21 protein-coding genes and 1 pseudogene are annotated in these 23956 nt (G+C 72.2%); 15 read left to right on the forward strand and 7 right to left on the reverse strand.

The window, feature by feature from the left end; genetic code table 11:
• Nucleotides 1-2 precede the first annotated feature (2 nt).
• Genes AC07D6_RS27945 through AC07D6_RS27980 form a run of 8 tightly spaced genes read left to right on the forward strand, consistent with a single transcriptional unit; the run spans nucleotide 3 to nucleotide 8848 of the window.
• Nucleotides 3-1040, forward strand: coding sequence for an acyl-CoA dehydrogenase family protein (locus AC07D6_RS27945; RefSeq protein WP_479048962.1), 1038 nt, complete (start codon nucleotides 3-5; stop codon nucleotides 1038-1040).
• Nucleotides 1037-2185, forward strand: coding sequence for an acyl-CoA dehydrogenase family protein (locus AC07D6_RS27950; protein WP_479048964.1), 1149 nt, complete (start codon nucleotides 1037-1039; stop codon nucleotides 2183-2185). Before AC07D6_RS27945 ends, AC07D6_RS27950 begins: the two co-directional genes overlap by 4 nt.
• 13 nt (nucleotides 2186-2198) lie before the next feature.
• The gene (locus AC07D6_RS27955) at nucleotides 2199-3785 is read left to right on the forward strand and encodes a FadD3 family acyl-CoA ligase (RefSeq protein WP_479048966.1); all 1587 of its coding nucleotides are present in this window, start codon (nucleotides 2199-2201) and stop codon (nucleotides 3783-3785) included.
• Nucleotides 3782-4969: a CaiB/BaiF CoA transferase family protein gene (locus tag AC07D6_RS27960; protein ID WP_479048968.1), complete on the forward strand. Its 1188-nt coding sequence runs from the start codon at nucleotides 3782-3784 to the stop codon at nucleotides 4967-4969. Before AC07D6_RS27955 ends, AC07D6_RS27960 begins: the two co-directional genes overlap by 4 nt.
• A complete protein-coding gene (locus AC07D6_RS27965; protein WP_479048970.1) occupies nucleotides 4966-5778 on the forward strand; it encodes an enoyl-CoA hydratase/isomerase family protein in 813 nt (270 codons plus the stop codon). Before AC07D6_RS27960 ends, AC07D6_RS27965 begins: the two co-directional genes overlap by 4 nt.
• A complete protein-coding gene (locus tag AC07D6_RS27970) occupies nucleotides 5775-6911 on the forward strand; it encodes a thiolase family protein (protein ID WP_479048972.1) in 1137 nt (378 codons plus the stop codon). Before AC07D6_RS27965 ends, AC07D6_RS27970 begins: the two co-directional genes overlap by 4 nt.
• Nucleotides 6912-6925: 14 nt before the next feature.
• The gene (locus AC07D6_RS27975) at nucleotides 6926-8074 is read left to right on the forward strand and encodes an acyl-CoA dehydrogenase family protein (protein ID WP_358782696.1); all 1149 of its coding nucleotides are present in this window, start codon (nucleotides 6926-6928) and stop codon (nucleotides 8072-8074) included.
• Nucleotides 8075-8077: 3 nt separating this feature from the next.
• A complete protein-coding gene (locus AC07D6_RS27980) occupies nucleotides 8078-8848 on the forward strand; it encodes an SDR family NAD(P)-dependent oxidoreductase (RefSeq protein ID WP_479048976.1) in 771 nt (256 codons plus the stop codon).
• A gap of 8 nt (nucleotides 8849-8856) precedes the next feature.
• On the opposite strand, the gene AC07D6_RS27985 is transcribed toward AC07D6_RS27980, so the two are convergent.
• The gene (locus AC07D6_RS27985; protein ID WP_479048978.1) at nucleotides 8857-10140 is read right to left on the reverse strand and encodes an amidohydrolase family protein; all 1284 of its coding nucleotides are present in this window, start codon (nucleotides 10138-10140) and stop codon (nucleotides 8857-8859) included.
• Nucleotides 10098-11120, reverse strand: a complete 1023-nt coding sequence (locus tag AC07D6_RS27990; RefSeq protein ID WP_479048980.1) for a CoA transferase — start codon at nucleotides 11118-11120, stop codon at nucleotides 10098-10100. Before AC07D6_RS27990 ends, AC07D6_RS27985 begins: the two co-directional genes overlap by 43 nt.
• A 51-nt stretch (nucleotides 11121-11171) precedes the next feature.
• Between AC07D6_RS27990 and AC07D6_RS27995 the strand changes: the two genes are divergently transcribed.
• From AC07D6_RS27995 to uidA, 4 genes are all read left to right on the forward strand, one after another.
• Nucleotides 11172-12116, forward strand: coding sequence for an enoyl-CoA hydratase/isomerase family protein (locus AC07D6_RS27995; RefSeq protein ID WP_479048982.1), 945 nt, complete (start codon nucleotides 11172-11174; stop codon nucleotides 12114-12116).
• 34 nt (nucleotides 12117-12150) lie between these two features.
• Nucleotides 12151-14148: a hypothetical protein gene (locus AC07D6_RS28000; protein ID WP_479048985.1), complete on the forward strand. Its 1998-nt coding sequence runs from the start codon at nucleotides 12151-12153 to the stop codon at nucleotides 14146-14148.
• A gap of 123 nt (nucleotides 14149-14271) precedes the next feature.
• The gene (locus tag AC07D6_RS28005) at nucleotides 14272-14502 is read left to right on the forward strand and encodes a hypothetical protein (protein WP_479048987.1); all 231 of its coding nucleotides are present in this window, start codon (nucleotides 14272-14274) and stop codon (nucleotides 14500-14502) included.
• A 92-nt stretch (nucleotides 14503-14594) separates the two neighbouring features.
• A complete protein-coding gene (uidA, locus tag AC07D6_RS28010) occupies nucleotides 14595-16385 on the forward strand; it encodes a beta-glucuronidase (RefSeq protein ID WP_479048989.1) in 1791 nt (596 codons plus the stop codon).
• A 275-nt stretch (nucleotides 16386-16660) separates the two neighbouring features.
• Here uidA and AC07D6_RS28015 read toward each other — a convergent pair whose 3' ends face one another.
• The 3 genes from AC07D6_RS28015 to AC07D6_RS28025 form a co-directional block, all read right to left on the reverse strand.
• A complete protein-coding gene (locus AC07D6_RS28015; RefSeq protein ID WP_479048991.1) occupies nucleotides 16661-18082 on the reverse strand; it encodes a sensor histidine kinase in 1422 nt (473 codons plus the stop codon).
• Nucleotides 18083-18153: 71 nt separating this feature from the next.
• The gene (locus AC07D6_RS28020) at nucleotides 18154-18888 is read right to left on the reverse strand and encodes a response regulator transcription factor (RefSeq protein ID WP_479048994.1); all 735 of its coding nucleotides are present in this window, start codon (nucleotides 18886-18888) and stop codon (nucleotides 18154-18156) included.
• A 253-nt stretch (nucleotides 18889-19141) separates the two neighbouring features.
• On the reverse strand, nucleotides 19142-20641 hold the full coding sequence (locus AC07D6_RS28025; protein ID WP_479048996.1) for an MFS transporter: 1500 nt from the start codon (nucleotides 20639-20641) through the stop codon (nucleotides 19142-19144).
• Between the two features lie 113 nt (nucleotides 20642-20754).
• Here AC07D6_RS28025 and AC07D6_RS28030 point away from each other — a divergent pair, with 113 nt between their 5' ends.
• A complete protein-coding gene (locus AC07D6_RS28030) occupies nucleotides 20755-21453 on the forward strand; it encodes a TetR/AcrR family transcriptional regulator (RefSeq protein ID WP_479048999.1) in 699 nt (232 codons plus the stop codon).
• Between the two features lie 9 nt (nucleotides 21454-21462).
• On the opposite strand, the gene AC07D6_RS28035 is transcribed toward AC07D6_RS28030, so the two are convergent.
• Together AC07D6_RS28035 and AC07D6_RS28040 are read right to left on the reverse strand one after the other, a co-directional pair.
• Entirely contained in the window at nucleotides 21463-21642 is a 180-nt protein-coding gene (locus AC07D6_RS28035; RefSeq protein WP_479049006.1) for a putative quinol monooxygenase, read from the reverse strand.
• Nucleotides 21643-21706: 64 nt separating this feature from the next.
• Nucleotides 21707-22354: pseudogene (locus AC07D6_RS28040) on the reverse strand (IS5 family transposase); the annotation flags it as partial.
• Between the two features lie 114 nt (nucleotides 22355-22468).
• Here AC07D6_RS28040 and AC07D6_RS28045 point away from each other — a divergent pair.
• Entirely contained in the window at nucleotides 22469-22843 is a 375-nt protein-coding gene (locus AC07D6_RS28045; protein ID WP_479049002.1) for a DoxX family protein, read from the forward strand.
• 49 nt (nucleotides 22844-22892) lie between these two features.
• Nucleotides 22893-23843 (forward strand): NADP-dependent oxidoreductase, encoded by a 951-nt coding sequence (locus AC07D6_RS28050; protein ID WP_479049004.1) that lies wholly within the window; start codon nucleotides 22893-22895, stop codon nucleotides 23841-23843.
• Nucleotides 23844-23956: the final 113 nt, after the last annotated feature.

The following is a 23956-nucleotide window of genomic DNA, read 5'->3' on the forward strand; positions in this document are numbered from 1 at the left end:
GCATGCAGACCGAGGAGTTCACCCTGGTCCGCGACATGCTGCGGTCGTTCGCGGCCCGGCACCGCGTCGGCTGCGCCGACGAGGCCGAGCCGCGAAGCCGCAGAGCCGCGCAGCGGGCACTGGACGAGCTGGGCCTCGCGGAGTTGCGCCGCGGCTCGCCGCCCGCCGCAACGGTGCAGGAGTGCGCGCTGCTCGCCGAGGAACACGGCCGGCAACCGCTGACGACCTCTCTGCTCGGGACGGCGCTTCTCGCCCCGGAGCTGCTGCGCCTGCTCGGGACCACGGCGGCGTCCCGTCCGACGATCGCCCTCGGCCGCGACCTGCGCTTCCCCGGGCCGCCCCCGTCACCCCTGACCGCCTGGGACTGCGAGGCGGCCGACTGCGCGCTGCACGTCGCCCCCGACGGGACCGTACGGCAGGTCGCCCTGGGCCCGCCCGCACACACCGCCGACCTCCTGCGTGCCGTGTACGCGGTCCCCGACGCCGACGGGAAGGTCCTCGGGCGCCTCACCCCCGACGCGGGCCGGCGCTGGCAGGCGTACGCCCTGGTCGTCGTGACCGCCGAACTGGCCGGTGCGGTGGACGCCTTCGTGGGACTGAGCACGGACTACGCCCGGGACCGACACCAGTACGGGCGGCCGATCGGCTCCTTCCAGGCGGTGCGGCACCTGCTCGCCGACGCGAGGGTGCTGGCCGAGGCGTGCACCAGCGCCACCCGCTACGCCGCCTGGTGTCTGGACCACGAGCCCGCCGACCGGGCGCTGACGGCGGCTCGCGTGGCCAAGGCCGAGGTGAACGTCTCCGCCGTCGAGGCGGTGTACGCGGGCATGCAGATCTTCGGCGGCATCGCCCAGACCTGGGAGCACGTGGCCCACCTCTACCTGCGCCGCGTCCTCGTGGGAGCCGGTCTGCTGGCGACCACGGCCGACCTGCTGCCGGCCCTGGCCGACCCCCGCCCCGCCACGCCGGCCGACGGCCTGTCCGCCCGCACAGCCGAAGACATCCCCGCTGTCGCTGCCGAACCGGAGACGACACGATGACCGACCTCCCGCTGGACTTCGGCGACCCCGCCCACCTCGAGCAGCTGCGCCGCGACCTCCGGGACTGGCTGGCCGAGCACCCGCTCCCGCCCCGGGACGCCGACGAGCCCCTCCCCGTCCACCTGCACCGCTGGCACCGCATGCTGCACTCCGGCGGCTGGGTCGGCCTCGACGTGCCGCGGGAGTACGGCGGACGCGGACTCACCCCCCTGCACCAGGTGGCGGTCAGCGACGAGCTCGGGGCACGGGGCGCGCCCGGAGTGCCGCGCATCGGGTACCTCGCACACGCCCTGCTGGAGTTCGGTTCCGAGGAGCAGCGCCGCCGCCTGCTGCCGCGCATGCTCGCGGGCGACGACGTCTGGTGCCAGGGCTTCAGCGAGCCGGGCGCCGGCTCGGACCTGGCCGGTATGAGCACCCGCGCCGACCGCGGTCCGGAAGGTCACTACACAGTCAACGGTCAGAAACTGTGGACCAGCTACGCCCAGTACTCCGACCTCTGCCTGCTGCTGGCCCGTACCGGCGCCGACGCGTCCGCGCACGCCTCGATCTCCGCGTTCGTACTGCCGCTGGACCGCCCCGGCGTGACGGTGCGCCCGCTACGCGCGGCCAACGGCGACGACGAGTTCTGCGAGCTGTTCCTGGACGGCGTCCGCCTGGCCGAGTCGGAGCGGGTCGGCGCCGAGGGCGACGGCTGGGCACTGGCGATGACCACCGTGGCGTACGAGCGCAACGCTCTCGACACCGGCCACCTGCCCAGATACGGGCAGCTGGTGGAGCGGCTGCGCCGCCACGCCCGCGCACACCGCGACGGCCTCCCCGACGGGCTGCTGACGGACATCGGACGGTGCGTCGTCGACTACGAGGTCCTGGTCGCCCACTCCCGTCGCCGAACCGCCGAACGCCTGGCCGGCCGGGCGGCGGGCCCGGAGTCCTCCGTCGACAAACTGCTCATGACCCGCGCCGAACAGCGCCTGTACGAGACGGCGCTGAAGGTGTTCCCCGAGGAAGTGCACGGGGAGGGCGGGGAGATCTTCGGCGACTACCTCTATTCCCGGGCGGCGTCCGTCTACGGCGGAACCTCTCAGATCCAGCGGAACATCATCGCCAAGCGCCTGCTGCGCCTGCCGGCCGACGGCCGTGGCTGAACGGAGTCCCGCCATGCGACACGACCAGGAGTTCCAGAGCATCCCGAACGTGGTCAGAGCGGCCGCCCGGCGGTTCGGCGACGCCCCCGCCCTAGTCGACGGGGACCGGCGCCTGAGCTTCCGGGAACTGGAGGACCTCATGCTCCGGGCCGTCGCCTCAGCGCGGACCCTCGGCATCGGACCGGGCGACCGGGTGGGCCTGTGCGCCCCGAACTCGGTGGAGTGGATCGTGGCCGCCCTCGCCATCCAGGGGTCCGGCGGGATCGTCGTCCCGCTCAACACCCGTTTCAAGGCCCCGGAGCTGTCCTACATCCTGCGCACGTCCGGAGCCCGCGCCCTCTTCGCCGCCTCGTCCTTCCTGGGCACGGACTACACGGCCGACCTCGAGCGGGCCGATCCCGGGTTGCCCGCGCTGCGCACCACCGTCTCGCTCTCCGGGGAACAGGGCCGGGCCGATGTGACCTGGGACCGGTTCCTCGACCTGGGCACCGACCCGGCGACGGCCCACGAGGCCATCGACCGGCTCACCCCGGACCACATGAGCGACGTGATGTTCACCTCCGGCACCACCGGCCACCCCAAGGGCGTGGTCCTCACCCACGGCCAGTCCCTGCGCGCCTACGGCTGGATGTCCGGCGCGTACGGCTTCCGCGCCTCGGACAGCTTCCTGGTCATTCCTCCGTTCTTCCACTGCTTCGGCTACAAGGCGGGCTGGCTCGCCTCCTTCCTGCACGGCGTGACGGTGCTCCCGATGGCCGTCTTCGACGCGGGGCGGGCGCTGGAGCTGATCGAGCGGGAACGGGTCAGCATCCTGCTCGGCCCACCGACCATCTTCCACGACCTGCTCCACCACCCGGACCGCCCGGACCGCGACCTGTCGTCGCTGCGGGTGTCCATGACGGGCGGCTCCACTATTGCGGAATCCCTGATCCGCGCCATGAAGAGGGATCTGTCCTTCGACATCGTGCTGAGTGCCTACGGGCTCACCGAGTCCACCGCGCTGGTGACCACCACCCGCGTCGGCGACACCGAGGAGACCGTGGCCCGCACCACCGGCCGCCCCATCCCCGGCGTCGAGGTCCGCCTCACCGACGCGGCGGGGAAGGAGGTGCCGCCGGGTGAGGACGGGGAGATCCTGGTACGCGGCTACAACGTCACCCAGGGCTACTGGGACGACCCGGACGCCACCGCGGCGGCGATCGACGGCGACGGCTGGCTGCACACCGGTGACGTCGGCCACCTCGACCCGGCGGGCAACCTGGTGATCGTCGACCGCAAGAAGGAGATGTACATCGTCGGCGGCTTCAACGCCTACCCGGCCGAGATCGAGAAGCTCCTGCTCGGCTGCGAGCACATCGCGGAGGTCGCGGTCGTCGGCGTACCCGACGCGCGCATGGGCGAGGTGGGCTGCGCCTTCGTCGTCCCCGCGCCGGGCGCCCGCCCCACCGAGCCGGACGTCGTGGCGTGGGCGCGTGCGCACATGGCCAACTTCAAGGTGCCCCGGCACGTGCGGTTCGTGGACGCGCTGCCCCGCAACGCAAGTCTGAAGGTCCTCAAGGACGACCTGCGCGCCCGGTACCGGGAGGGAGAAGGCCGATGAGCGACGGACCGCTGGCCGGCGTCACCGTGGTGGCGCTGGAGCAGGCCGTGTCGGCACCGATGTGCACCCGCACCCTCGGTGACTTCGGCGCCCGCGTGATCAAGGTGGAGAATCCCCGGGGCGGGGACTTCGCCCGGCACTACGACGACGTGGTGGGCGGCCTGGCGGCCCATTTCGTGTGGGCCAACCGGGGCAAGGAGTCGGTGGCGCTGGATCTGAAGACCGGCCCGGGCCTCGCCGTGCTGCACCGGCTGCTGGAACGCGCCGACGTGCTGGTCTCCAACCTCAGTCCCGGCACGACCGCCAAGCTGGGCCTCTCCCCCGCGGACCTGGAGGTGCGCCACCCGGAGCTGATCGCCGTGGAGATCGACGGGTACGGCGCTGGCGGGCCGCTCTCCCACAAGCGCGCCTACGACCTGCTGGTCCAGGCCGAGTCGGGGGCGTGCGCCGTGACCGGGCACCCGGGGGCACCGGCCAAGCCGGGGCCGCCGGTGGCCGACGTGTGCAGCGGCCTGTACGCGGCGCTGGCCGTCCTGGCCCTCCTGCACGGCAAGGGGCGGGGGCGGCCCGTCGCCCCGGTGGCGGTGAGCCTGTTCGACACGATGACGGAGCTGATGGGCTACCCGCTCACGTACACCCGGCACTCGGGCGTGGAGCAGCAGCCCCTCGGCATGGGCTCACCCGCCGTGTCCCCCTACGGCGCCTACCGCACCGCGGACGGGCAGACGGTCGTTCTGGGCACCACCAACGACCACGAGTGGCAGCGGCTGGCCCGGGAGTTGCTCGGCCGGCCGGACCTGGCGAACGACGGGCGGTTCCGCACGAACGCCGGACGCGTGGAGCACCGGGCCGTCCTGGACACCGAGATCGCCGGCTGGTGCGCCCGGCACGATCTGGCCGACGTCCAGAGCCGCGCGGACACCGCCGGGATCGGCAACGCGCGCTTCAACACCCAGCGGGACGTGCTGGCGCATCCGCAGTTGTCCGCCCGTGACCGCTGGCGGGAGATCGGCACCCCGGGCGGACCGGTCCCGGCACTGCTGCCGCCTCCGGTCATCGCCGGGTACGAGCCGCCGATGGGTGCGGTGCCCGCGCTGGGCGAGCACACGGACACCGTGCTCGGCGAACTCGGCTTCTCGGGCGAGGAGATCGCGGCGCTGCGCGCCCAGGGGGCCCTGCGGTGACCGTCCTCCTCACCGACGACGCCGACGGCGTACGGACCCTGACGCTGAACCGCCCGCACCGCAGGAACGCCATCGACGCCGAACTGTGGGAGGCGCTGCGCACGGCGCTGGAGGAGGCCGGACGGGACCGGAGCGTGCGCGCACTCGTCCTCACCGGCGCGGGCGGTGCCTTCTGCTCGGGCGCCGACATCTCCAAGGGCCTCAGCAGCGCCCACCCGGTGTACCGGATGCGCACACTGACCGAGGTGACGCTGCTGCTGCACGAGCTGCCGGTGCCGACGGTCGCCAAGGTGACCGGGGTGGCGGTGGGCGCGGGCTGGAACCTCGCCCTGGGGTGCGATCTGGTCGTGGCGACCCCGGAGGCGAGGTTCTCGCAGATCTTCGCGCGCAGGGGGCTGTCCCCCGACTGCGGCGGCTCCTGGCTGCTGCCCCGGCTGGCTGGCCTCCAGCAGGCCAAGCGCCTCGCGCTCCTGGCGGAGACGATCGACGCCGAGGAGGCCCGGGCCCTGAACCTCGTGACCTGGGTGGTGGACGCCGAGGAGGTGGACGCCTTCGTCGGCGGCATCACCGCACGTCTGGCGGCCGGCGCTCCCGTGGCACTCGCCCAGACCAGGCACCTGCTGAACGAGAACGCCGACCGCACCCTGCGCGAGGCGCTCGCCGGGGAGGCCCGGGCGCAGGCGGTGAACTTCGCGACCGCCGACGTGCGGGAGGCGTACGCGGCCTTCGCCGGCCGACGCGATGCCCACTTCACCGGCGGCTGGGCGGTGCCCGCTGCGACGGCCCAACGATCGGAGGACGAGACGTGACTCGGGAAGCGGTGATCATCGGTGCGGTCCGTACCGCGGTCGGCAAGCGGGGCGGCGGGCTGTCCGGCGTCCACCCCGCAGACCTGTCCGCGACCGTGCTCGAGGCGCTGGCCGAACGGACCGGGATCGACCCGGACGTGGTCGACGACGTGGTGTGGGGCTGTGTGTCCCAGGTCGGCGACCAGTCGAGCAACATCGGCCGCTACTCGGTGCTGGCGGCGGGCTGGCCGGAGAGCGTCCCGGGGACGACGGTGAACCGGGCGTGCGGGTCCGGCCAGCAGGCGCTGGACTTCGCCGTGCAGGCGGTCCTGTCGGGCCAGCAGGACGTGGTCGTGGCGGGCGGCGTGGAGGTGATGAGCCGGGTGCCGCTGGGAGCCGCGAAGGCGGGCGGGATGCCGTACGGACCGCGCGTCCTCGACCGCTACGAGGGGTTCTCCTTCAGCCAGGGGATCTCGGCGGAGCGGATCGCGCGGAAGTGGGGCTTCACGCGGGAGCGGCTCGACGCGTACGCCGCGCTCTCGCACGAGCGGGCGGCGGCCGGGCAGGACGCCGGGGCGTTCGACGCGGAGATCGTGCCCGTGGCCGGGGTCGACACCGACGAGGGGGTCCGGCGGGGCACGAGCGTGCACACGCTCGCGAGGCTCGAGCCCGCCTTCCAGGAGGACGGCGTGATCCACGCGGGGAACGCCTCGCAGATCTCCGACGGGGCAGCGGCCCTGCTGGTCACGACGGCGCAGAGGGCGCGGGAGCTGGGGCTCGCTCCGCTGGTCCGCTACCGGGCCGGTGCGGTCGTCGGATCCGACCCGGTGCTGATGCTCACCGGGCCGATCCCGGCCACCGAGAAGGTGCTGCGCAAGGCGTGCCTCGCCCTCGACGAGATCGGTGTGTTCGAGGTGAATGAGGCGTTCGCGCCGATTCCGCTGGCCTGGCTGGCGGAGACCGGCGCGGACGCGGAGCGGCTCAATCCCCTCGGTGGTGCCATCGCGCTCGGGCATCCGCTGGGGGCGTCGGGCGCGGTGCTGATGACCCGCATGATCCACCACATGCGCGCGCACGGGATCCGTTTCGGCCTGCAGACCATGTGCGAGGGCGGCGGCACCGCGAACGCCACCGTGGTGGAACTCGCCGACTGACGACGGGAGTCACCGTGCGCAGAGACGTCTTCACCACCGACCACGAGGACTTCCGGGAGCTGGTCCGGGACGTCGTGGCCAAGGAGGTGGTGCCGCACTACGCCGACTGGGAGAAGGCCGGGCGGCTGCCCCGCTCGTTCTTCGGACGCCTCGGCTCGCTCGGCCTGCTGGGCATGGCGATACCCGAGGAGTACGGCGGTGGCGGACAGCCCGACTACCGCTACAACGTGATCCTCCAGGAGGAGGCGGCCCGCGCCCTGGTCACCCTGGGCACGGTCCGCACCCAGCTCGACGTCGTCCTGCCGTACTTCCTGGCCTATGCCGACCGCGAGCAGCGCGCCCGCTGGTTCCCCGGCCTTGCCTCCGGCGCGCTGCTGACCGCGATCGCGATGACCGAGCCCGGCACCGGCTCCGACCTGGCGGGCATCCGCACGACCGCCGTCCGCGACGGGGACGCCTACGTCCTGAACGGCGCGAAGACCTTCATCACCGGCGGGCTGCTGGCCGATCTCGTGATCGTGGTGGCGCGCACGTCCCACGACCCCGGCGACCGGCGGGCGGGGCTGACGCTGCTGGTGGTGGAGGATGGGATGCCCGGCTTCACGCGCGGGCGCGTGCTGGACAAGATGGGCATCAAGGCCCAGGACACCGTGGAGCTGGCCTTCGACGACGTCCGGGTGCCGGTCGCCAACAGGCTCGGTGAGGAGGGCCGGGCCTTCGCGTACCTCGGGCACAACCTGCCGCAGGAGCGGATGACCGTCGCGGTGGGCTCCGTGGCACAGGCGCGGGCGGCGCTCGACACGACCGTCGCGTACGTGCGGGAACGCACGGTCTTCGGCACCACCGTCGCCTCGTTCCAGAACACGAAGTTCGAACTCGCCGCCGTCGCCGCCGAGGTGGAGGCCGCGCAGGCCGTCCTCGACCGGGCGGTGCTCGAACTGGTCGACGGCCGGCTCTCCGGCGCCGACGCCGCCAAGGTCAAGCTGTTCTGCACCGAGATGCAGGCGCGTGCCGTCGACCGGTGTCTCCAGCTCTTCGGCGGATACGGCTACATGCTGGAGTATCCGATCGCCCGGCTGTACGCGGACGCGCGCATCACCCGGATCTACGCCGGGACCAGTGAGGTCATGAAGGTCATCATCGCCAAGTCCCTGGGGTTGTGAGGCATGGAGGACTTCTCGTCCCGTCCGGGTGCCGCGTTCGTCGCGGGCGGCACCGGCGGCATCGGCGCGGCGGTCGTACGGACGCTCGCGGCCCGCGGCAGTGACGTCGTCCTCACCTACCGGGCCGACGAGGAGACCGCACACGTGCTCACCGGCGAGGTGGAGGCCGCCGGGCGCCGGGCGGCCGCGATCGGGCTGGACCTCACCGACGAGGACGGCACCGCGCGGGCCGTGCGGGAGGCCGCGGCCGGCTTCGGCGGCCTGCACACCCTCGTCTACGCGGCGGGACCGCACGTCCCGATGACGCATCTCAGCAAGGTCACGCCCGCCCGGTACCGGGCGCAACTGGAGGCCGACGCGGTGGCGTTCTTCAACCTCGTCCACCCCTCCCTGCCGCTGCTGCGGGAGAGCCGGGGCAGCGTCGTCGCCGTGACGACGGTCGCCACCCGCCGTTACCCGGTCCGCGACGGACTGTCCTCGGGTGCCAAGGGCGCGGTCGAGGCGGTGGCCCGGGCACTGGCCGCCGAGGAGGGCCGGTACGGCGTGCGCGTCAACTGCGTCGCCCCCGGCATGCTCACCGACGGCATCGCGGGGCGGCTGATCAGCACCGGTGAGCTGGACGAGGACGCCCTCGCCGTGACCCGGCGCAACATCCCGCTGCGCCGCTTCGGGCAGGCGCGGGACATCGCGGAGGCGGTCGCGTTCCTCGCCTCCGACCGGGCGGGGTTCATCACCGGGCAGGCGCTGGGGGTGGACGGCGGGTACAGCGTCTGAGCACCGGTTCAGGAGGTGATCGGCCGGCCCGCCACGTACGCGGCCCGTACGGTCTCGGCGGACAGGGCGTCGAGCGCCTCGCGCAGCGGTACGTGGAGCAGGCACAGGTCGGCCGGCGCACCCACCGTCAACCGGCGTGGGACGGAGGGTCGTTCGGGACGGCCGAGGAAGAACCGCAGGGCCGCCTCGGGGGTCACACTCTCACCGTCCTCCCTGCTCGCGGCGGCCCGCATGACGGCCCACGGGTCGTCGGTGCCGAAGGGCGCGTCGGTCCCCGCGGCCAGCGCGACGCCCGCCTCGGCCAGGCTCCGGCACCGGTAGAGGTGGGCCCGGTCGTCGGGGTGGACCTCGGCGGCGTACTCACGGCCCCGCTCCACCGGGAAGTGCGGCTGGGTGACGACCGTCAGACCCAGCCGCCGGATCCAGGAGACGGTCTCCACCGGGATCACCGCCCCGTGCTCGACACGGTCTCCCTCGACCGGACCGGCCTCTTCCAGAGCGAGCAGGGTGACGAGCAGCTGCACGCGGGTGACGCAGTGCACGGCGACCCGCCGGGGCCGTGCCGTCCCGATCCGGGCGGCCAGGTCGTGCGGGGCGGGCAGGGTGGCGTCGTCGAGCAGGATCTTGACCGGGGAGTCGAGGCCCATGACGGTGAGCCGCTGCGGCAGTACCGACAGGGTGCGCCGCAGTCCGGGAGCCGGACGGGGGTCGGCGTTGGTGAAGCCGGTGACGCCGCGCCGCGCGGCCCGCCGGCCGAGGCGTTCCAGCTCCAGCCGGACCGGCGGCACCAGGCGCCGCAGCCGTTCGTCCTGCCGCCACAGCCGGCCGTCACCGCCCAGCCCCGCCGCCCGCAGCGCGGCGGTGTTCAGGAACCACATCGCCCCGCTGCGGTGCTGCACACGCACGGGCCGGTCGGTGACGAGCGTGTCCAGCACCCAGCGGTCCAGGTCGCCGGCGACGCTCTCGTGGTAGCCGGTGGCCCGCACCCACTCCCCGGGCGGACCGCTCCGCAGCGCCGCCCCGAGACCCTCACGCCCCCGTACGTCTGCGGGACCCACCCGCACCGAGGCGGCGTCCGCGGCCAGCGCCGTCAGGTGGACGTGGTGGTCGTGCAGCCCGGGCAGCAACGCCCCTCCGCGCCCGTCGACGTGCGCCTCCCCGGGAAGGCGGGGCCCGATCTCGCGGATCCGCCCGTCGGGGCCGATCCGCAGGTCCGTACCGGCGCGCCCCTCGACCTCCACGTTCCTGATCAGCACGGCGGCGTCCGGGAGGCGGCGAGGGCTGCGGCGCACGCCGCCATGGACACGCACAGCAGTTCACCGCCACCGGCGGCCAGGGAACGGACGACCGCGTGGGCGGCGTACAGGCCGGTGACGGGATCGGCGAGGGCGTCGCCGAGGAACACCGGGTCGCCGTGCGGGTCGCGGCCGACCAGACCGCCGGCCACCGCCGCGTCGTCACCGAAAGCGATCCGGTCGTCGTCGCGGCCGTACCCCGTGATACCGACCCAGACCCGTCCGGGGCGCGCGGCGAGGAACTCCTCGGCGTGCACCCCCAGTCGCCGCAGCGCCCGGGGCCGCGAGGCCTCGATGACGATGTCCGCGCGGTCCACGGCGTCGGCCAGGGCGCCCGGGGAGAAGTCCAGCACCAGGCTCTCGTGTCCGTCGTGCAGCCAGCGGTAGAACTCCGGATTCCCTCGCCGTGCGCCGTCCGGTCTGGTGGTGCTCTCCACCTTGGTCACGTGCGCTCCGGCCAAACCCAGCAGCCGCGCGCACAGGGGTCCGGCCCACAGGGCGGACAGGTCCAGGACGCGCGGGACGGCCGGCGGACAGGTCCTTCGCCCGCCGTGGCGGCGAGCGCGCACCGGTTCCCGGCCGGACCGCTCCGAGCCGAGCGCGGCGGCGGGGATGCCGACGCGCTGGGCGGCGTCGGCGAGGCGGCGCGCGGTGGTCCGGCGCGCGGCACCGGCCAGGGGCGTGTCCCGCGCGTCGAGGAGAGCGAGAAGGGCGGGCAGCGACGCCCGGTCGTCGGGACGGGCCAGGTTGACGGCGGCCCAGCCGTCGGTGGTCTCCAGGAGCCGGCAGGAGCCGCCGGCGGAGGTCCGGTCCGGCGGCGGCAGCCCGGCGAGGCGGGCCCGCAGGAAGAGGACCGTGGGCAGGTCGACGGGGACACCGGTGCGGTCCGTGAAGTCCGCGACGACCGCCCGGAGCGGGGCGAGGCACGGACCGACGGCGGCCATCCCGCCGCTGACGGTGAGAGCGGCATTCTTCACTGCGAAAACACCCTTCTCTCCAGGCTGCCAGCAGATTACACTCACCGCGTCATGGAGTCGCCCTTCCGTCTGGTCGATCTCGACCGTTCGGCACCGCCGCCGCCCTCGACCGACCAGGTCCTCGTGGGCGTGGCCACCCGTCCGACGACGGTCCCGGCCGGCTTCGACGTCCTGCTGACCGCAGACCCCGGCGCGCCGCGCCCCTGGGTGACCTGCGCCGAACCGCTGGTCGCCGCCGAGCGCGTCGGTGACGTGGTCGGTCGGCGCCCCGCGGCCTCCCTGACCCTGGTCCAGGTGCTCCGGATGGGAGCGGGACTCTCACCGGGCGAGAAGCTCCTGGTCGAGTCCCTCGCCTACTCCGCCCTCCAGGGCGGCGCGGAGTTCCGCTCCTGGCGGGACGCGATCCCGCCCCGCAGACCGCGTCCCGCCGCCACCCCGGTACGGCTGCGCCGCGTCGGCGACCGTCTGACCGTCGTCCTGAACCGCCCCTGGGTGCGCAACGCCTTCGACGCGGCGACGCGGGACGCCCTGTGCGAGGCCCTGGAGGTCGCCGTGGCCGACCCGACGATCCTCCGGGTCGACCTGTGCGGTGCGGGCGCCGCGTTCTGCAGCGGGGGCGACCTCGGCGAGTTCGGCACCTCACGGGACCCGGCCGAGGCCCACCGGGTGCGGGTGGTGCGCAGCCCCGCCGCGCTGCTGCTGAGGTGCGCTTCCAAGGTGACCGCCCGGCTGCACGGCGCCTGTGTGGGAGCGGGCATCGAACTCGCGGCGTTCGCGGGACGAGTGACGGCCGCTCCGGACACGTTCGTCCGGCTACCGGAGATCGAGATGGGCCTGATCCCCGGCGCGGGCGGTACGGCGAGCCTGCCGGTACGCATCGGGCGGCACCGGACCGCCTACCTGGCGCTGTCCGGAATCCGGCTCACCGCACCCGAGGCACTGCGCTGGGGCCTGGTCGACGAGATCACCGGCAACGGGCCGCACGGCGGCCACTGACATCGCGCCCCACGACGACACAGAAAGCGAGACCATGACGGCACACCCCTTCGATCGCCCGTACGTGGACATCGACGAATCCCGTGACACCCCGCTGCCGCACCGCTACGTCCACGGGGGATTCAAGGGCACCGCCACCCGCTTCTCCCTGTACTTCCCACCGCCCGAGACCTATGAAGGGCGCTTCTACCAGCACATCACTCCCGTCCCCGACAGCGAGCACCTGGCGCCGTCCGCCGACGGGCAGGAGAACAAGATCGGTTTCGCGTTCGGCGCTGGTGGCTACTTCCTGGAGACGAACGGCGGCGGCCCCTCCGGAACACCGGGCTCCCACACCGACCCCACGATCGCCGGCTACCGGGCGCACGCGGCGGCCGCGGCACACTCCCGGGTGCTGGCGCGTCAGGTGTACGGCGACCACCGGCCCTACGGTTACCTCTACGGCGGCAGCGGCGGCGCCTTCCGGACGATGGGCTGTGCGGAGCACACCGAGGGCGTGTGGGACGGCTTCGTTCCCTACGTCCCCGGCAGCCCCATGGCCATTCCCAACGTCTTCACCGTGCGGATGCACGCCCAGCGGGTCCTGCGGGACGCGTTCGACCGGATCGTGGACGCGGTGGAGCCGGGCGGCAGCGGCGACCCCCACCAGGGGCTGGCGCCCGAGGAGAGCGCCGCGCTGACCGAGGTGACGCGGATGGGCTTCCCGATCCGCTCGTGGTTCGGGCACCGCACCATGGGGACGCACGCCTTCGGGACGCTGTACCCGCACCTCGTCCAGGCGGACCCCGGATACTTCGAGGAGTTCTGGTCCACGCCCGGGTACCTCGGCGCCGATCCGCGCGCCTCGGTCCAGCGCGCCCGGGTCCGTTTCGACAGCACGGTGAGCGCCGTCCTCCGCCGGCGCGACGCTGCCGACCTCGGCCCCTTCGCCGACCCCGCCGAGAGTGTGAGGGGTGGCGTGGACGAGGCGTTCAAGGGGCCCGGGGGTGGTGGGGACGCCGTGGTCGCTCTCCGCCTGACGCGCGTGCCGCCCACCGGGACACTGGGCGCGGAACTGACCGTCACCACCGGTGAAGCCGCAGGTTCGGGGCTCCGGCTGAAGGGCATCTGGCGCGATCTGGCCGTCGTCGACATGCCCGGCGCCGAGCCGCACGTCCCGCCGGGTCTGCGACCGGGTGACACCGTCCGCGTGGACAACAGCAACTTCCTCGCGGCCCAGACCTACCACCGCCACCAGGTGCCGGGGCCGGAGTACGCGGCGTGGGACCAGTACCGCGACGCCACCGGCGCACCGCTGCCGCCCCAACGCCCGTTCCTGCTCGCCCCGCTGTTCGCCGCCGCGGCGGCGGGCCACGTACCCACCGGCGAGTTCGCCGGAAAGATGATCGTCGTGTCCTGCCTGCTCGACCGGGAGGCCTTTCCCTGGCAGGCCGACTGGTACCGCGGCAAGGCCGCCGAGCATCTCGGTGACGCTCTCGACGACCGCTTCCGGCTCTGGTACGTCGACAACGCGCTGCACACCGACACCGAACGGCAGGAACACCCGACCCGTTCCGTGAGCTACCTCGGCGTCCTGCACGAGGCACTGCGCAGCCTCGCGGACTGGGTGGAGAAGGACATCCCGCCCGCCTCCGTCACCCGCTACGAGATCCGGGACGGACAGATCCTCGTCCCCGACTCCGCAGCCGACCGCGGCGGCGTCCAGCCGGTGGTGCGGATCACCGCCGACGGTGCCACGTGTGCGGACGTTCCCACCGGCACGAGCGTGACCTTGGCGGTGACCGTCGACGCCCCGCCCGGCGCCGGCCCGATCGTACGGGTGCAATGGGACGCGGACGGAGACGGTACGTACGAGATCGACGACGTCGTCGAGCCCACCTCCCGGCTCACGCTCGAACGCCGGCACACCTACCTCACCCCTGGCATCCGCTTCGCCGCGGTCCGGGTCTCGGCCCAGCGCGACGGTGATCCGGCGACACCGTTCGCCCGCGTCGACAACGTGGCCCGGGCCCGGATCGTCGTGCGTGACTGACCGGGGCGCGCCCTCGCCTCCCGCGACCGGGGGTTCCCCGAAGCGTGGATCAGCTCGAGAAAGGCGTTCAGCGCATCGGCGAGGTCGATCTGCGGATCGAGCGGCCATCGCATCCGCGAGCCGTTGAGCACGGCCTGGAAGAGGGCGGCGGCACCGATCCGCGTCCTGGTCACAGACGATCGCGTCTGGGACAGGGTGAGGCACGTCTTCGCCGAGCACCTCCCGCAGATCCCTGTCTCCCACGCCGCCAGAAGTACGGCCGGCACCACTCTGCGGACCGTGATCGACCGGTTCTCCGGCACGACCGACGCCTTGGAGTCCGCCTTCCCCGAAGCGCTCGGCCACTGCCACTGAGCCCCCGGCGGCTCCCCCACCGCCCGACTGCCGCGCTCCGCGCCTCGGCTGCGCCGGCAGGCCACCAGACCGTTCTCAGGAGGAGATCGTCCATGGTGAAACCTCGTTGCACCGCCACCCGCGAACTAGTGCGCCTCGACGGCCTGTGGCGGTTCGCGACCTCGTCGAATGCCGGGCCACAGCCCTGGTCGGGTCCGCTCGACACGCCACTCGAAGCAGCCGTTCCGGCCAGCTACAACGACCTGTTCACCGACAGCGCGATCCGCGACCACGTCGGCTGGGTGTGGTACCAGCGCACGGCACGTGTGCCACGCGGCTGGGCGGGCGAGCGGGTGATCCTGCACTTCGACGCCGTGACCCATGAAGGCAAGGTGTACGTCGACGAGCACCTCGTCGCGGAACACATCGGCGGATACACGCCGTTCGAGGCGGACATCACCGACCACGTGAAGGCGGGCGAGGAGTTCCGGCTCACCGTCGGCGTCAACAACGAGCTGACGAACGTCACGATCCCGCCGGGCACCATCACCGTCGCCCAGGACGGCCGGCGCACCCAGAAATACCTGCACGACTTCTACAACTACGCCGGTATCGCCCGATCGGTGCGGCTCTGCAGCGTCCCGTCCGTCCACATCGACGACGTCACGGTGGTCACCGGCCTCGACGGGGCCACCGGAACCGTCGACTACTCGGTGCGGACCAGCGCGTCCGCCACGGTGCGCGTGCGGGTCCTGGACGCCGACGGCTCCCGGGTCGCAGCAGCCGAGGGGGCCAACGGCACCCTGCGCATCGACGACGTCACCCCGTGGCGCCCGGGGGCCGCTCACCTCTACGACCTCGTCGTCGACATCGTCGACGGCGGCCGGGTGACCGACACCTACACGCAGCCCTTCGGTGTACGCACCGTCGAGATCCGCGGCCGGCAGTTCCTCATCAACGGGGAACCCTTCTACTTCACCGGCTTCGGCAAGCACGAGGACACCCCCGTGCGCGGCAAGGGCCACGACGACGCCTACCTCGTGCACGACTTCCAGCTCATGGAGTGGATCGGCGCCAACTCCTTCCGCACCTCCCACTACCCCTACGCCGAGGAGGTCCTCGACTTCGCAGACCGGCACGGCATCGTCGTCATCGACGAGACGGCGGCCGTCGGTCTCAACCTGGCCGTCGAAGGAGGGCTGGCCGGACGGCCGCACAAGCCCACGTTCTCGCCCGAGAGTTTCAACGACGACACCCGCGCCGCACACGCGCAGGCCATCCGCGAACTGATCGCCCGGGACAAGAACCACCCCAGCGTCGTGATGTGGTGCATCGCCAACGAGCCCTCCTCCCACGAGGACGGCGCACGCGAGTACTTCGAGCCGCTCGTCGAACTCACCCGTGAGCTCGACCCGACCCGGCCGGTCAGTTACGCGGCCGTGATGTTCGCGACCCACGAGAACGACCGCATCGCCGATCTCTTCGACATCCTCTGCCTCAATCGCTACTACGGCTGGTACGTCGCCACGGGAGACCTCGCCACCGCGGAGACGTACATGGGCGTGGAGCTGCGCGGCTGGGCGGAGAAGTACGACAAGCCGATCCTCATGAGCGAGTACGGTGCCGACGCGCTTCCGGGCCTCCACTCGGTATGGGACACACCGTGGACGGAGGAGTACCAGGTCGCGTACCTGGAGGCCAACCACCGGGCCTTCGACAGTGTCGACGCCGTGGTGGGCGAGCACGTGTGGAACTTCGCCGACTTCCAGACCTCCAACGGCATCCACCGCGTCGACGGCAACAGGAAGGGTGTCTTCACCCGGGACCGCCGTCCCAAGACCGCCGCACACGCACTGCGCTCCCGTTGGAAGCTGCTGCAGGGCCGTAAGCCCCGGACTTCGTGACGTCGTCCGGGGCGGGCAGGGCTCGAAGAGGAGCCGGTCCGTGCCCGCGGACGTGTCGCGCGGCCGGTCCGGCGCGGGCGAAGGCGCCGTGGAACACGCCGGCGCCGACCTGAGGTGAGTGGTGTCGGGGACGGCCCGCCGGGAGACGATCAGGGGCAGGATGCCCCCGGCCGACCCGCGCTGGTGATCGTAACTGAGATGGATCACGCTCGCGCGTCCCGAGCGGTCCGACGAGCCCTCATGCCGCACCTGTGGCTCGGAACGTGCGGACCGGATCACCTTCCGCGACTCTCCTGCGGCGCGTGCCGGGCCAGCGGCAGCCATACGGTGAACTCGGTGTCGCCCGGTTCACTGCGCGCCTCGACCCGGCCGCCGTGCGCCCTGACGATCGCGGCGGCGATGGCGAGCCCCAGACCGGTGCCGCCCTCCCGGCCGGCGGTGCGGGCCCGGGAGGCGTCGGCCCGGGTGAAGCGTTCGAACACCGACGGCAGGACCGCCGCGGGGATGCCGGGCCCGTCGTCGTGGACGCGGACGACGCACTCGGCGTCGGTCGCCTCCGCGGTCACCGTGACCCTCGTCCCGGCCGGCGTGTGCACCCGCGCGTTGGCCAGCAGATTGGCCAGTACCTGCTGCAGGCGGGCGTGGTCGCCGGTGACACTCACGGACGCGTCCAGGCGCAGGACCACTTGCCACAGGTGATCACCTCCCGCGACACGGGCGTCCCAGACGGCCTCGGCGATCAGGGTCGCGACGTTCACCTCGGCCATGCTCAAGGGACGGCCTTCATCTAGGTGAGCGAGGAGGAGCAGGTCCTCCACCAGTCCCGTCATGCGCGCCGACTGCGCGGAGACCCGCCGCCAGGCCAGCTCCGGATCGAGTTCCCCGGTGCCGCCCGTCATGAGCTGCGCGTACCCCGCGATCGACGCCAACGGGGTACGGAGCTCATGGCTCGCGTCGGCCAGGAAGCGGCGCATGCGCTCCTCGGTGCGCTGCCGTTCGGCGAGCGACCTCTCCACATGTTCGATCAGGAGATTGAGCGCGACGCCGACCTGACCGGCCTCCGTCGCCGGATCGGTGTCGCGCTCGGGAACGCGGCTGAGTCCCGAAACCTCCCCCCGGTCCAGAGGCACCCGCGCGACCTCGACGGCGGTCGCGGCGACCCGACCGAGGGGACGCAGCTGACGCCTCACCACGACCGCGCCAACGCACCCCGCCACCGTGAGCCCGACCCCGGCGATCACCACCTCAGCCACTATCAGACGGCTGGTCAGACACTGCACATCGGCCATGGGGAGTCCGGCGATCACCAGAACCCCGTCGCCGTCCAGCGCGGTCAGCCGGTACTCACCGAGGCCGGGAATCACACGGGTTTGCAGAGAGCCGTCCGCGGTGATCCCGCCCAGCGCCGCCCGCTGTGCGGCGGAGAGCACCCGCAGACGGCCCTCGTCGGTCACGACACCGGCCGCGGGGACACGGCCGGAGGAGTCGACCCTGGCCCCGAGCGTCCCGATCGGCTGCCCGGGCAGTCTGAGAAATCCCAGGTGCGTGAGCCCGCCGGTCGGCAGATGCAGTGCGGCCTGGTGCCGTTCGGCGGCTTCGGTGACACGCTGATCGAGGTCTTCGCGCAGATAGTCGCTCTGGATCAGCACCGTCGCGAACGACATGGCCGCGCCGGCCGCGGCCAGCAGCGCGGCCATGCAGACGACCAGACGTGTCCGCAGAGATCTGCCGCGTCCACGGCGCACCTTCACCCACCGGCCTCGCCGCGTCAGCATGGCCGGTCGTCCGTCTCCCGGATCACATAGCCGACTCCACGCACCGTGTGGATCATCGGAGCCCGACCTTTGTCGATCTTCGAGCGCAGGCTGTAGATGTACACCTCGACCAGATTGCCCTCGCCGTCGAACGAGCTGTTCCAGACGTGCACGAGGAGCTGCGCCTTGCTGAACACCTGCCGGGGAGAGCCCATCAGGAACCACAGCAGGTCAAACTCCTTGGCCGTGAGGGTGATCGGAGCCCCGCCCCGCCACACCTCACGGGTCCGCTCGGACAGCACCAGATCCCCCAGCCTCCGCACGGACCGGTCCGCGGCGGACTCCTCGGCGCCCGCCCCCGCGCGACGCAGCAGTCCGCGAAGCCGCAGCATCACCTCCTCCAAGGAGAAGGGCTTGGTCACATAGTCGTCCGCTCCCGCCGACAGGCCCTCCAAGCGGTACTCGAGCGCGTCCCGGGCGGTGAGCATGAGAACGGGCAGCTCCGCGTTCTCGTACCGCAAGCGCCGCAGGACACTCACCCCGTCGAGGTCGGGCAGCATCCAGTCGAGGACAACGGCATGCGGGTCGCACTCCCGTGCGAGCCGGACGGCACCGTGCCCGTCCGCCGCGGTGAAGGGCTGCCATCCCGCCCGGGTGACAGCGACAGCCAGCACCTCCGACAATTCCGGCTCGTCATCGACTATCAGCACACGGACGGCACTGCCCCGCGCAGCATCTCGCTGAGACATGACCCCATCCTCTCCTGCGACCGTCGACAGCCTCTGCGCGACCTGGCCCGCAAGCGACATACTGTACGAAGCCCGGATCAGCGTCCGTACAACAGCGTGTGCACGGCGACACCTCCACCACAGGGCCTTCACCGCCTGCCCCCGCTCACCGGCCGCCACCGTCGTGGAGACCTGGACGACGTCTACGTTCGATCTCAGGTCCAGTCGCGAAGTGACGACACGCCGGCGGGGAGCGGACGGGGCGGCCGTCCCGTCACATGTGGACGACGGGGGCGGCGTCCGGGTCCACCTTCGGGGCGCCGCGACGAAAGAGCAGCCCGCAGACGACCGCTCCGACGACGAAGAAGACGGCGGACCACGAGTAGGCGGTCGAGTAGCTCTCCAGAGCGGACTGGCCGATCACCTCGGCGGTGGGCTTCTTCCCGGCGACGTAGTCACTGGCGGCACTGGCCGCGAGGGAGCTGAGCAGGGCGGTGCCGATGGACCCGCCGACCTGCTGCATGGTGTTGACGCTCGCCGAGCCGACTCCGGCGTCCGCCGGGTCGATGCCCGAGGTGGCGGAACTCATGCACAGAGGCAGGACCAGACCGAGGCCGACAGCGAAGAGCAGCAGCGGGGGCAGGACGTGCGCGGCGTAGGAGGAGCCGGCGTCCAGCCTGGTGAGCCAAAGAAGACCGGCCGCCGCCAGAACCATGCCGACGGGCACGATCGGCTTGGGGCCGAAGCGCGCGTTCAGGACGCTGGTCGCCACGGTGGAAACCACCATGAGCACGCCGACCATCGGCAGGAACGCCAGACCGGTCTCCAGCGGCGAGTAGTGCAGCGTCTGCTGGAGGTAGTACGTGAGGAACAGGTTCACACCGAACATGCCGGCCGCGGAGATGAAGATGCCGAGGGAGGCGGCACCCCGATCACGGTCCAGGAGGACGCGCAGTGGCAGCAGCGGGTGCGCGACCCGCGTCTGCAGCCAGGCGAACACCGCGATCAGCACAGCACCCGCCACCAGGAAGCCCCATGTGCCCGTGGCGCCCCAGCCGTCCGTCTCCGCGTTGGCACAGCCGTAGACCAGGGCGAACAGGCCCGCGGTCACCGTGACGGTGCCGGGCACGTCGATCTTCACGCCCTGCTCCCGGCGGTGGCGCGGCAGCAGCACCGCCGCGCCGACGAAGGCGACGGCGGCGAAGACGAGGTTCACGTACAGGCACCAGCGCCAGCTGAGGCCGTCGGTCAGCACTCCGCCCAGCAGCAGCCCGACACCGCCGCCCGCACCGGCGACCGCACCGAAGATACCGAACGCCTTGGCCCGCTCCTTGGCAGTGGTGAAGGTCGTCGTCAACAGCGCCAGCGCGGTCGGCGCCAGTAGGGCGCCGAAGACGCCCTGCAGGGCGCGCCCGGTCACCAGGACACCGAGGCCCGTCGCCGCGCCGGCCAGCGCGGAGGCGCCGGCGAAACCGGCCAGACCGATCAGCAGGGTCATCTTGCGGCCGATGAGGTCGGCTATCCGCCCGCCGAGCAGCAGCAGGCTGCCGAAGGCGAGGGAGTAGGCGGTGACGATCCACTGCCGGTTCTCGTTCGAGAAGCCCAGGTCCTGCTGGGCCGACGGCAGCGCGATGTTCACGATCGTGGCGTCCAGCACCACCATCAGTTGGGCGACCGCGATGACGGCGAGGATCAGCCAGCGCCGGCCGTGATGCGGGTCCACGGCCTGCTGCCCGGCCCGCGGCGGACTCACATCCGTCGAAAGGGTGCTCACGGGGTCTCCGAACACGAAGAAGAGAGACAAGTGGAGAAGGTATCTCCGGTTACCGTGTCCCACCGTAGCACTAACCGGAGATCACATCTCCGGTTAGTCAGTAGAATGGACCCATGAGCCGCAGGACCGCCCCCGTTCAGCCCGCCGGAACCCCTTCCCGGACCCGCCCCCTGCGGGCCGACGCGGAACGCAACCGGCAGCGCATCATCGCCGCCGCCCAGGAAGTCTTCGCCCGCAGAGGGCTGGAGGTGACTCTCGACGACATCGCTCACCACGCGGGCGTCGGCGTCGGCACCGTCTACCGCCGCTTCGCCGACCGCGAGGCCCTCATCGAAGCCGTCTTCGACAGCGAGATCCAGCGCGTCGTCGCCCTCGCCGAGCAGTCCCTCACCCACGAAGACGCCTGGGAGGGGCTGGTCCAGTTCCTCACCCTCACCGGTCAGGACTTCGCCGAGGACCGCGGGCTGAAAGAAATCCTGCTCGAAGGCGCACACGGCCAGAACCGGGTCGCGAGGACACGGGAGCATCTCACCCCCGCCCTCAGCGCCCTCATCGCCCGCGCGCAGCGGGAGGGCACGCTCCGGGACGACATCGAGGCGACCGACATCCCCCTTCTCCAGCTCATGATCGGAGCCGCGGCCCACCACACCCGGGCAATCACACCCGACGTCTGGCAGCGGTATCTCACCCTCCTCCTCGACGGCCTGCGCGCCCGAAGGGACGCCCCCAGCCCCCTGCCGCACCGCGCGCTCACCCAGCGGGAGTTCGACCGGGCCGTGCCCCGGACCTTGCCAGGGCATCGGGAATCGTGAGCCCTTGGCTCAGGGAAGCCGTGCGGTGCCCAGCGCGCCCTCGTAGTGCGTCACCGTGGGAAGCGCGGCGAAGAATTCGGCCACAGCTGGGCGCCATTGGGTGAAGAGGTCGGAGCCGCGGAAGCCGACGGTGTGCGCCTCGACGGTCTCCCAGCCGACGAGCAGCAGGTAGGTGCCGGGGTTCTCCACCTGCCTGACCAGCCATGCCTGTGGTCCTGGGTCGTCCTGTCGGCCGGGGTACTCGTAGGTGGGTCGTGACCTGAGGGAATGCGGGTGCGTCACCGGCCTGGCCGGGAGTGAGCACGAAGTCCAGCGGTCGGCAGCGGCCGTCGGCTGCCAAGTGGATCTTCGTGGAGAGGTCACCGCGGGAACGCCCGAGGGCGTGATCTGACGGTTCGCGTGTCGGAGGTGCCTTCGAGCAGGCGCCGGCGGCGTACTGGTGGGCACGCACGATCGTGGAGTCGACCGCAACGGCCCGCTCCAGGTCGCCTTCGGCGTCGGACTGGGCGAGCAGGGCTGTGAAGACCCTCTTCCAGGTGCCGTCGATGGCCCAGTTCCGCAGCCGGTTGCGCACGCCCTTCCACGACCCGTACTTCTCGGGCAGGTCCGTCCACGGCGTTCCGGTGCGGTACTTGAACGCGATCGCGTCGATCAGAAGGCGGTGATCACGCCACCGCCCACCTCGCCGAGGTGCCCGGTCCGGCAGCAGCGGCTCGACCCTCGCCCACTGGGCGTCCGTCAACGGCACACCCGGCCAACGATCAGATGCCCCGAGGAGGCCCGAAGGGTGCCGGTCGAGACGTGGTGCGCGGACCACGCCGCGGGTGTGGCCGTTTCGGGTGAAGCGATCCGGTGGCTCCGCAGCTCGCATCGGATCCGCGACTGCCGGCCTCGAGCCCATCACGAGACAAGATCGCTTGAAGCTTCAATGAACCCATCCCGATTTTACTTGACGCTTCAAGCGAATCGGGCTACTTTACTTGAAGCGTCAAGTCATTGGGAAAGGTCCGACACCATGAACGTCACCCTCTGGATCATCGTGGGCCTCCTGGTCGTCGCGTTCACCCTCGCCGGTCTGATGAAGATCGCCCAGCCGAAGGAGAAGCTGGCCGCGTCCGGGATGGGTTGGGCCGGCGACTTCTCCGCCGGCGCGGTGAAGGCCATCGGCGCGCTGGAGGTGCTCGGCGCGCTCGGCCTGGCGCTGCCCGCGGCCCTGGACGTCGCGCCGGTCCTGGTGCCGCTGGCGGCCACGGGGCTGGCGATCCTCATGCTCGGCGCCTCGGTCGTCCACGCCCGCCGCAAGGAGCAGCAGATGATCGGCGTGAACGCCGTTCTGCTGATCCTGGCCGCTGTCGTGGCGTGGGGCCGCTTCGGACCTTACGCCTTCTAATCTCGCCACGAACCAGCCGAAATCGAAACCAGGATTCTTGGGGATCGCCATGCGTGCACTGAACGTTTCCGAGCCCGGTGCCCAGCCCGCCGTGTCCGACCTGCCCGTCCCGGAGGTCACCGACGGCCACGTCCTGATCCGGGTGAGGAACGCGGCCCTGAACGCCGTCGACAACGCCCTGGCCTCGGGAATGATGGCCGAGATGATGCCCCACGCCTACCCGCTGGTGCTGGGGCGGGACGCCTCCGGTGTGGTCGAGGCGGTCGGCGCGGGCGTCGACCACCTGGCAGCCGGTGACGAGGTCTTCGGACACATCCTGCTCGCTCCCCCGATCCAGGTCGGCACCCTCGCCGAGTACGCGCTGCTCCCGGCCGCCTCGGTGGCGGCCAAGCCGGCCGGGCTGGACTTCGCTACGGCCGCGGCCCTGCCGCTGGCCGGCACCGCCGCCTACGCCTCCGTCGAAGCCCTCGACGTCCAGCCGGGACAGGTCGTCCTGGTGGTCGGTGCCACCGGCGGCGTCGGCTCCTACGCCGTGCAGTTGCTCGCCGCCCGTGGCGCCACCGTCGTGGCGACCGGGACGCCCGCCGACGCCGACCGGCTCACCGGCCTGGGCGCCGCGACGGTCGTCGACCACACCGCCGCCGCGCCGGTCGCCGACCAGGTCACCGCCGCCTACCCGGACGGCGTCGACGGCCTGATCGACCTGGTCTCCCGCAGTGCCGAAGGACTGCCCCTGAGTGCCCTGCGCAAGGGCGGCAAGGTCGCCAGCACCCTGAACGCCGCCGACGAGCAGGCCCTCGCCGCGGCCGGGCTGACCGGCAACAACATCATGGCCACCCCGGTCCGCGAGGTCATCGAGCCGCTGGCCGCCCTGGCCGCCGAGGGCACCGTCAAGGCCGACATCGCCACCGTCCTCCCCCTGGAGCGGGCCGCCGAGGGCCTGTCGACCCTCGCCGCCGGCCACGCTCGCGGCAAGATCCTCATCCGCGTCACCGACTGACCCCGCCCGCCCCTGCCGCACCTCGCTCTTCGCGTCGCCTGCTCCTCCGCCCGGGCGGAGGACGGGCACACCCCCTCACCACACCCCCTCACCACACCTCCGGAAGGAACTCC

The sequence above is a fragment of the Streptomyces sp. NPDC045287 genome (genome assembly GCF_056432325.1).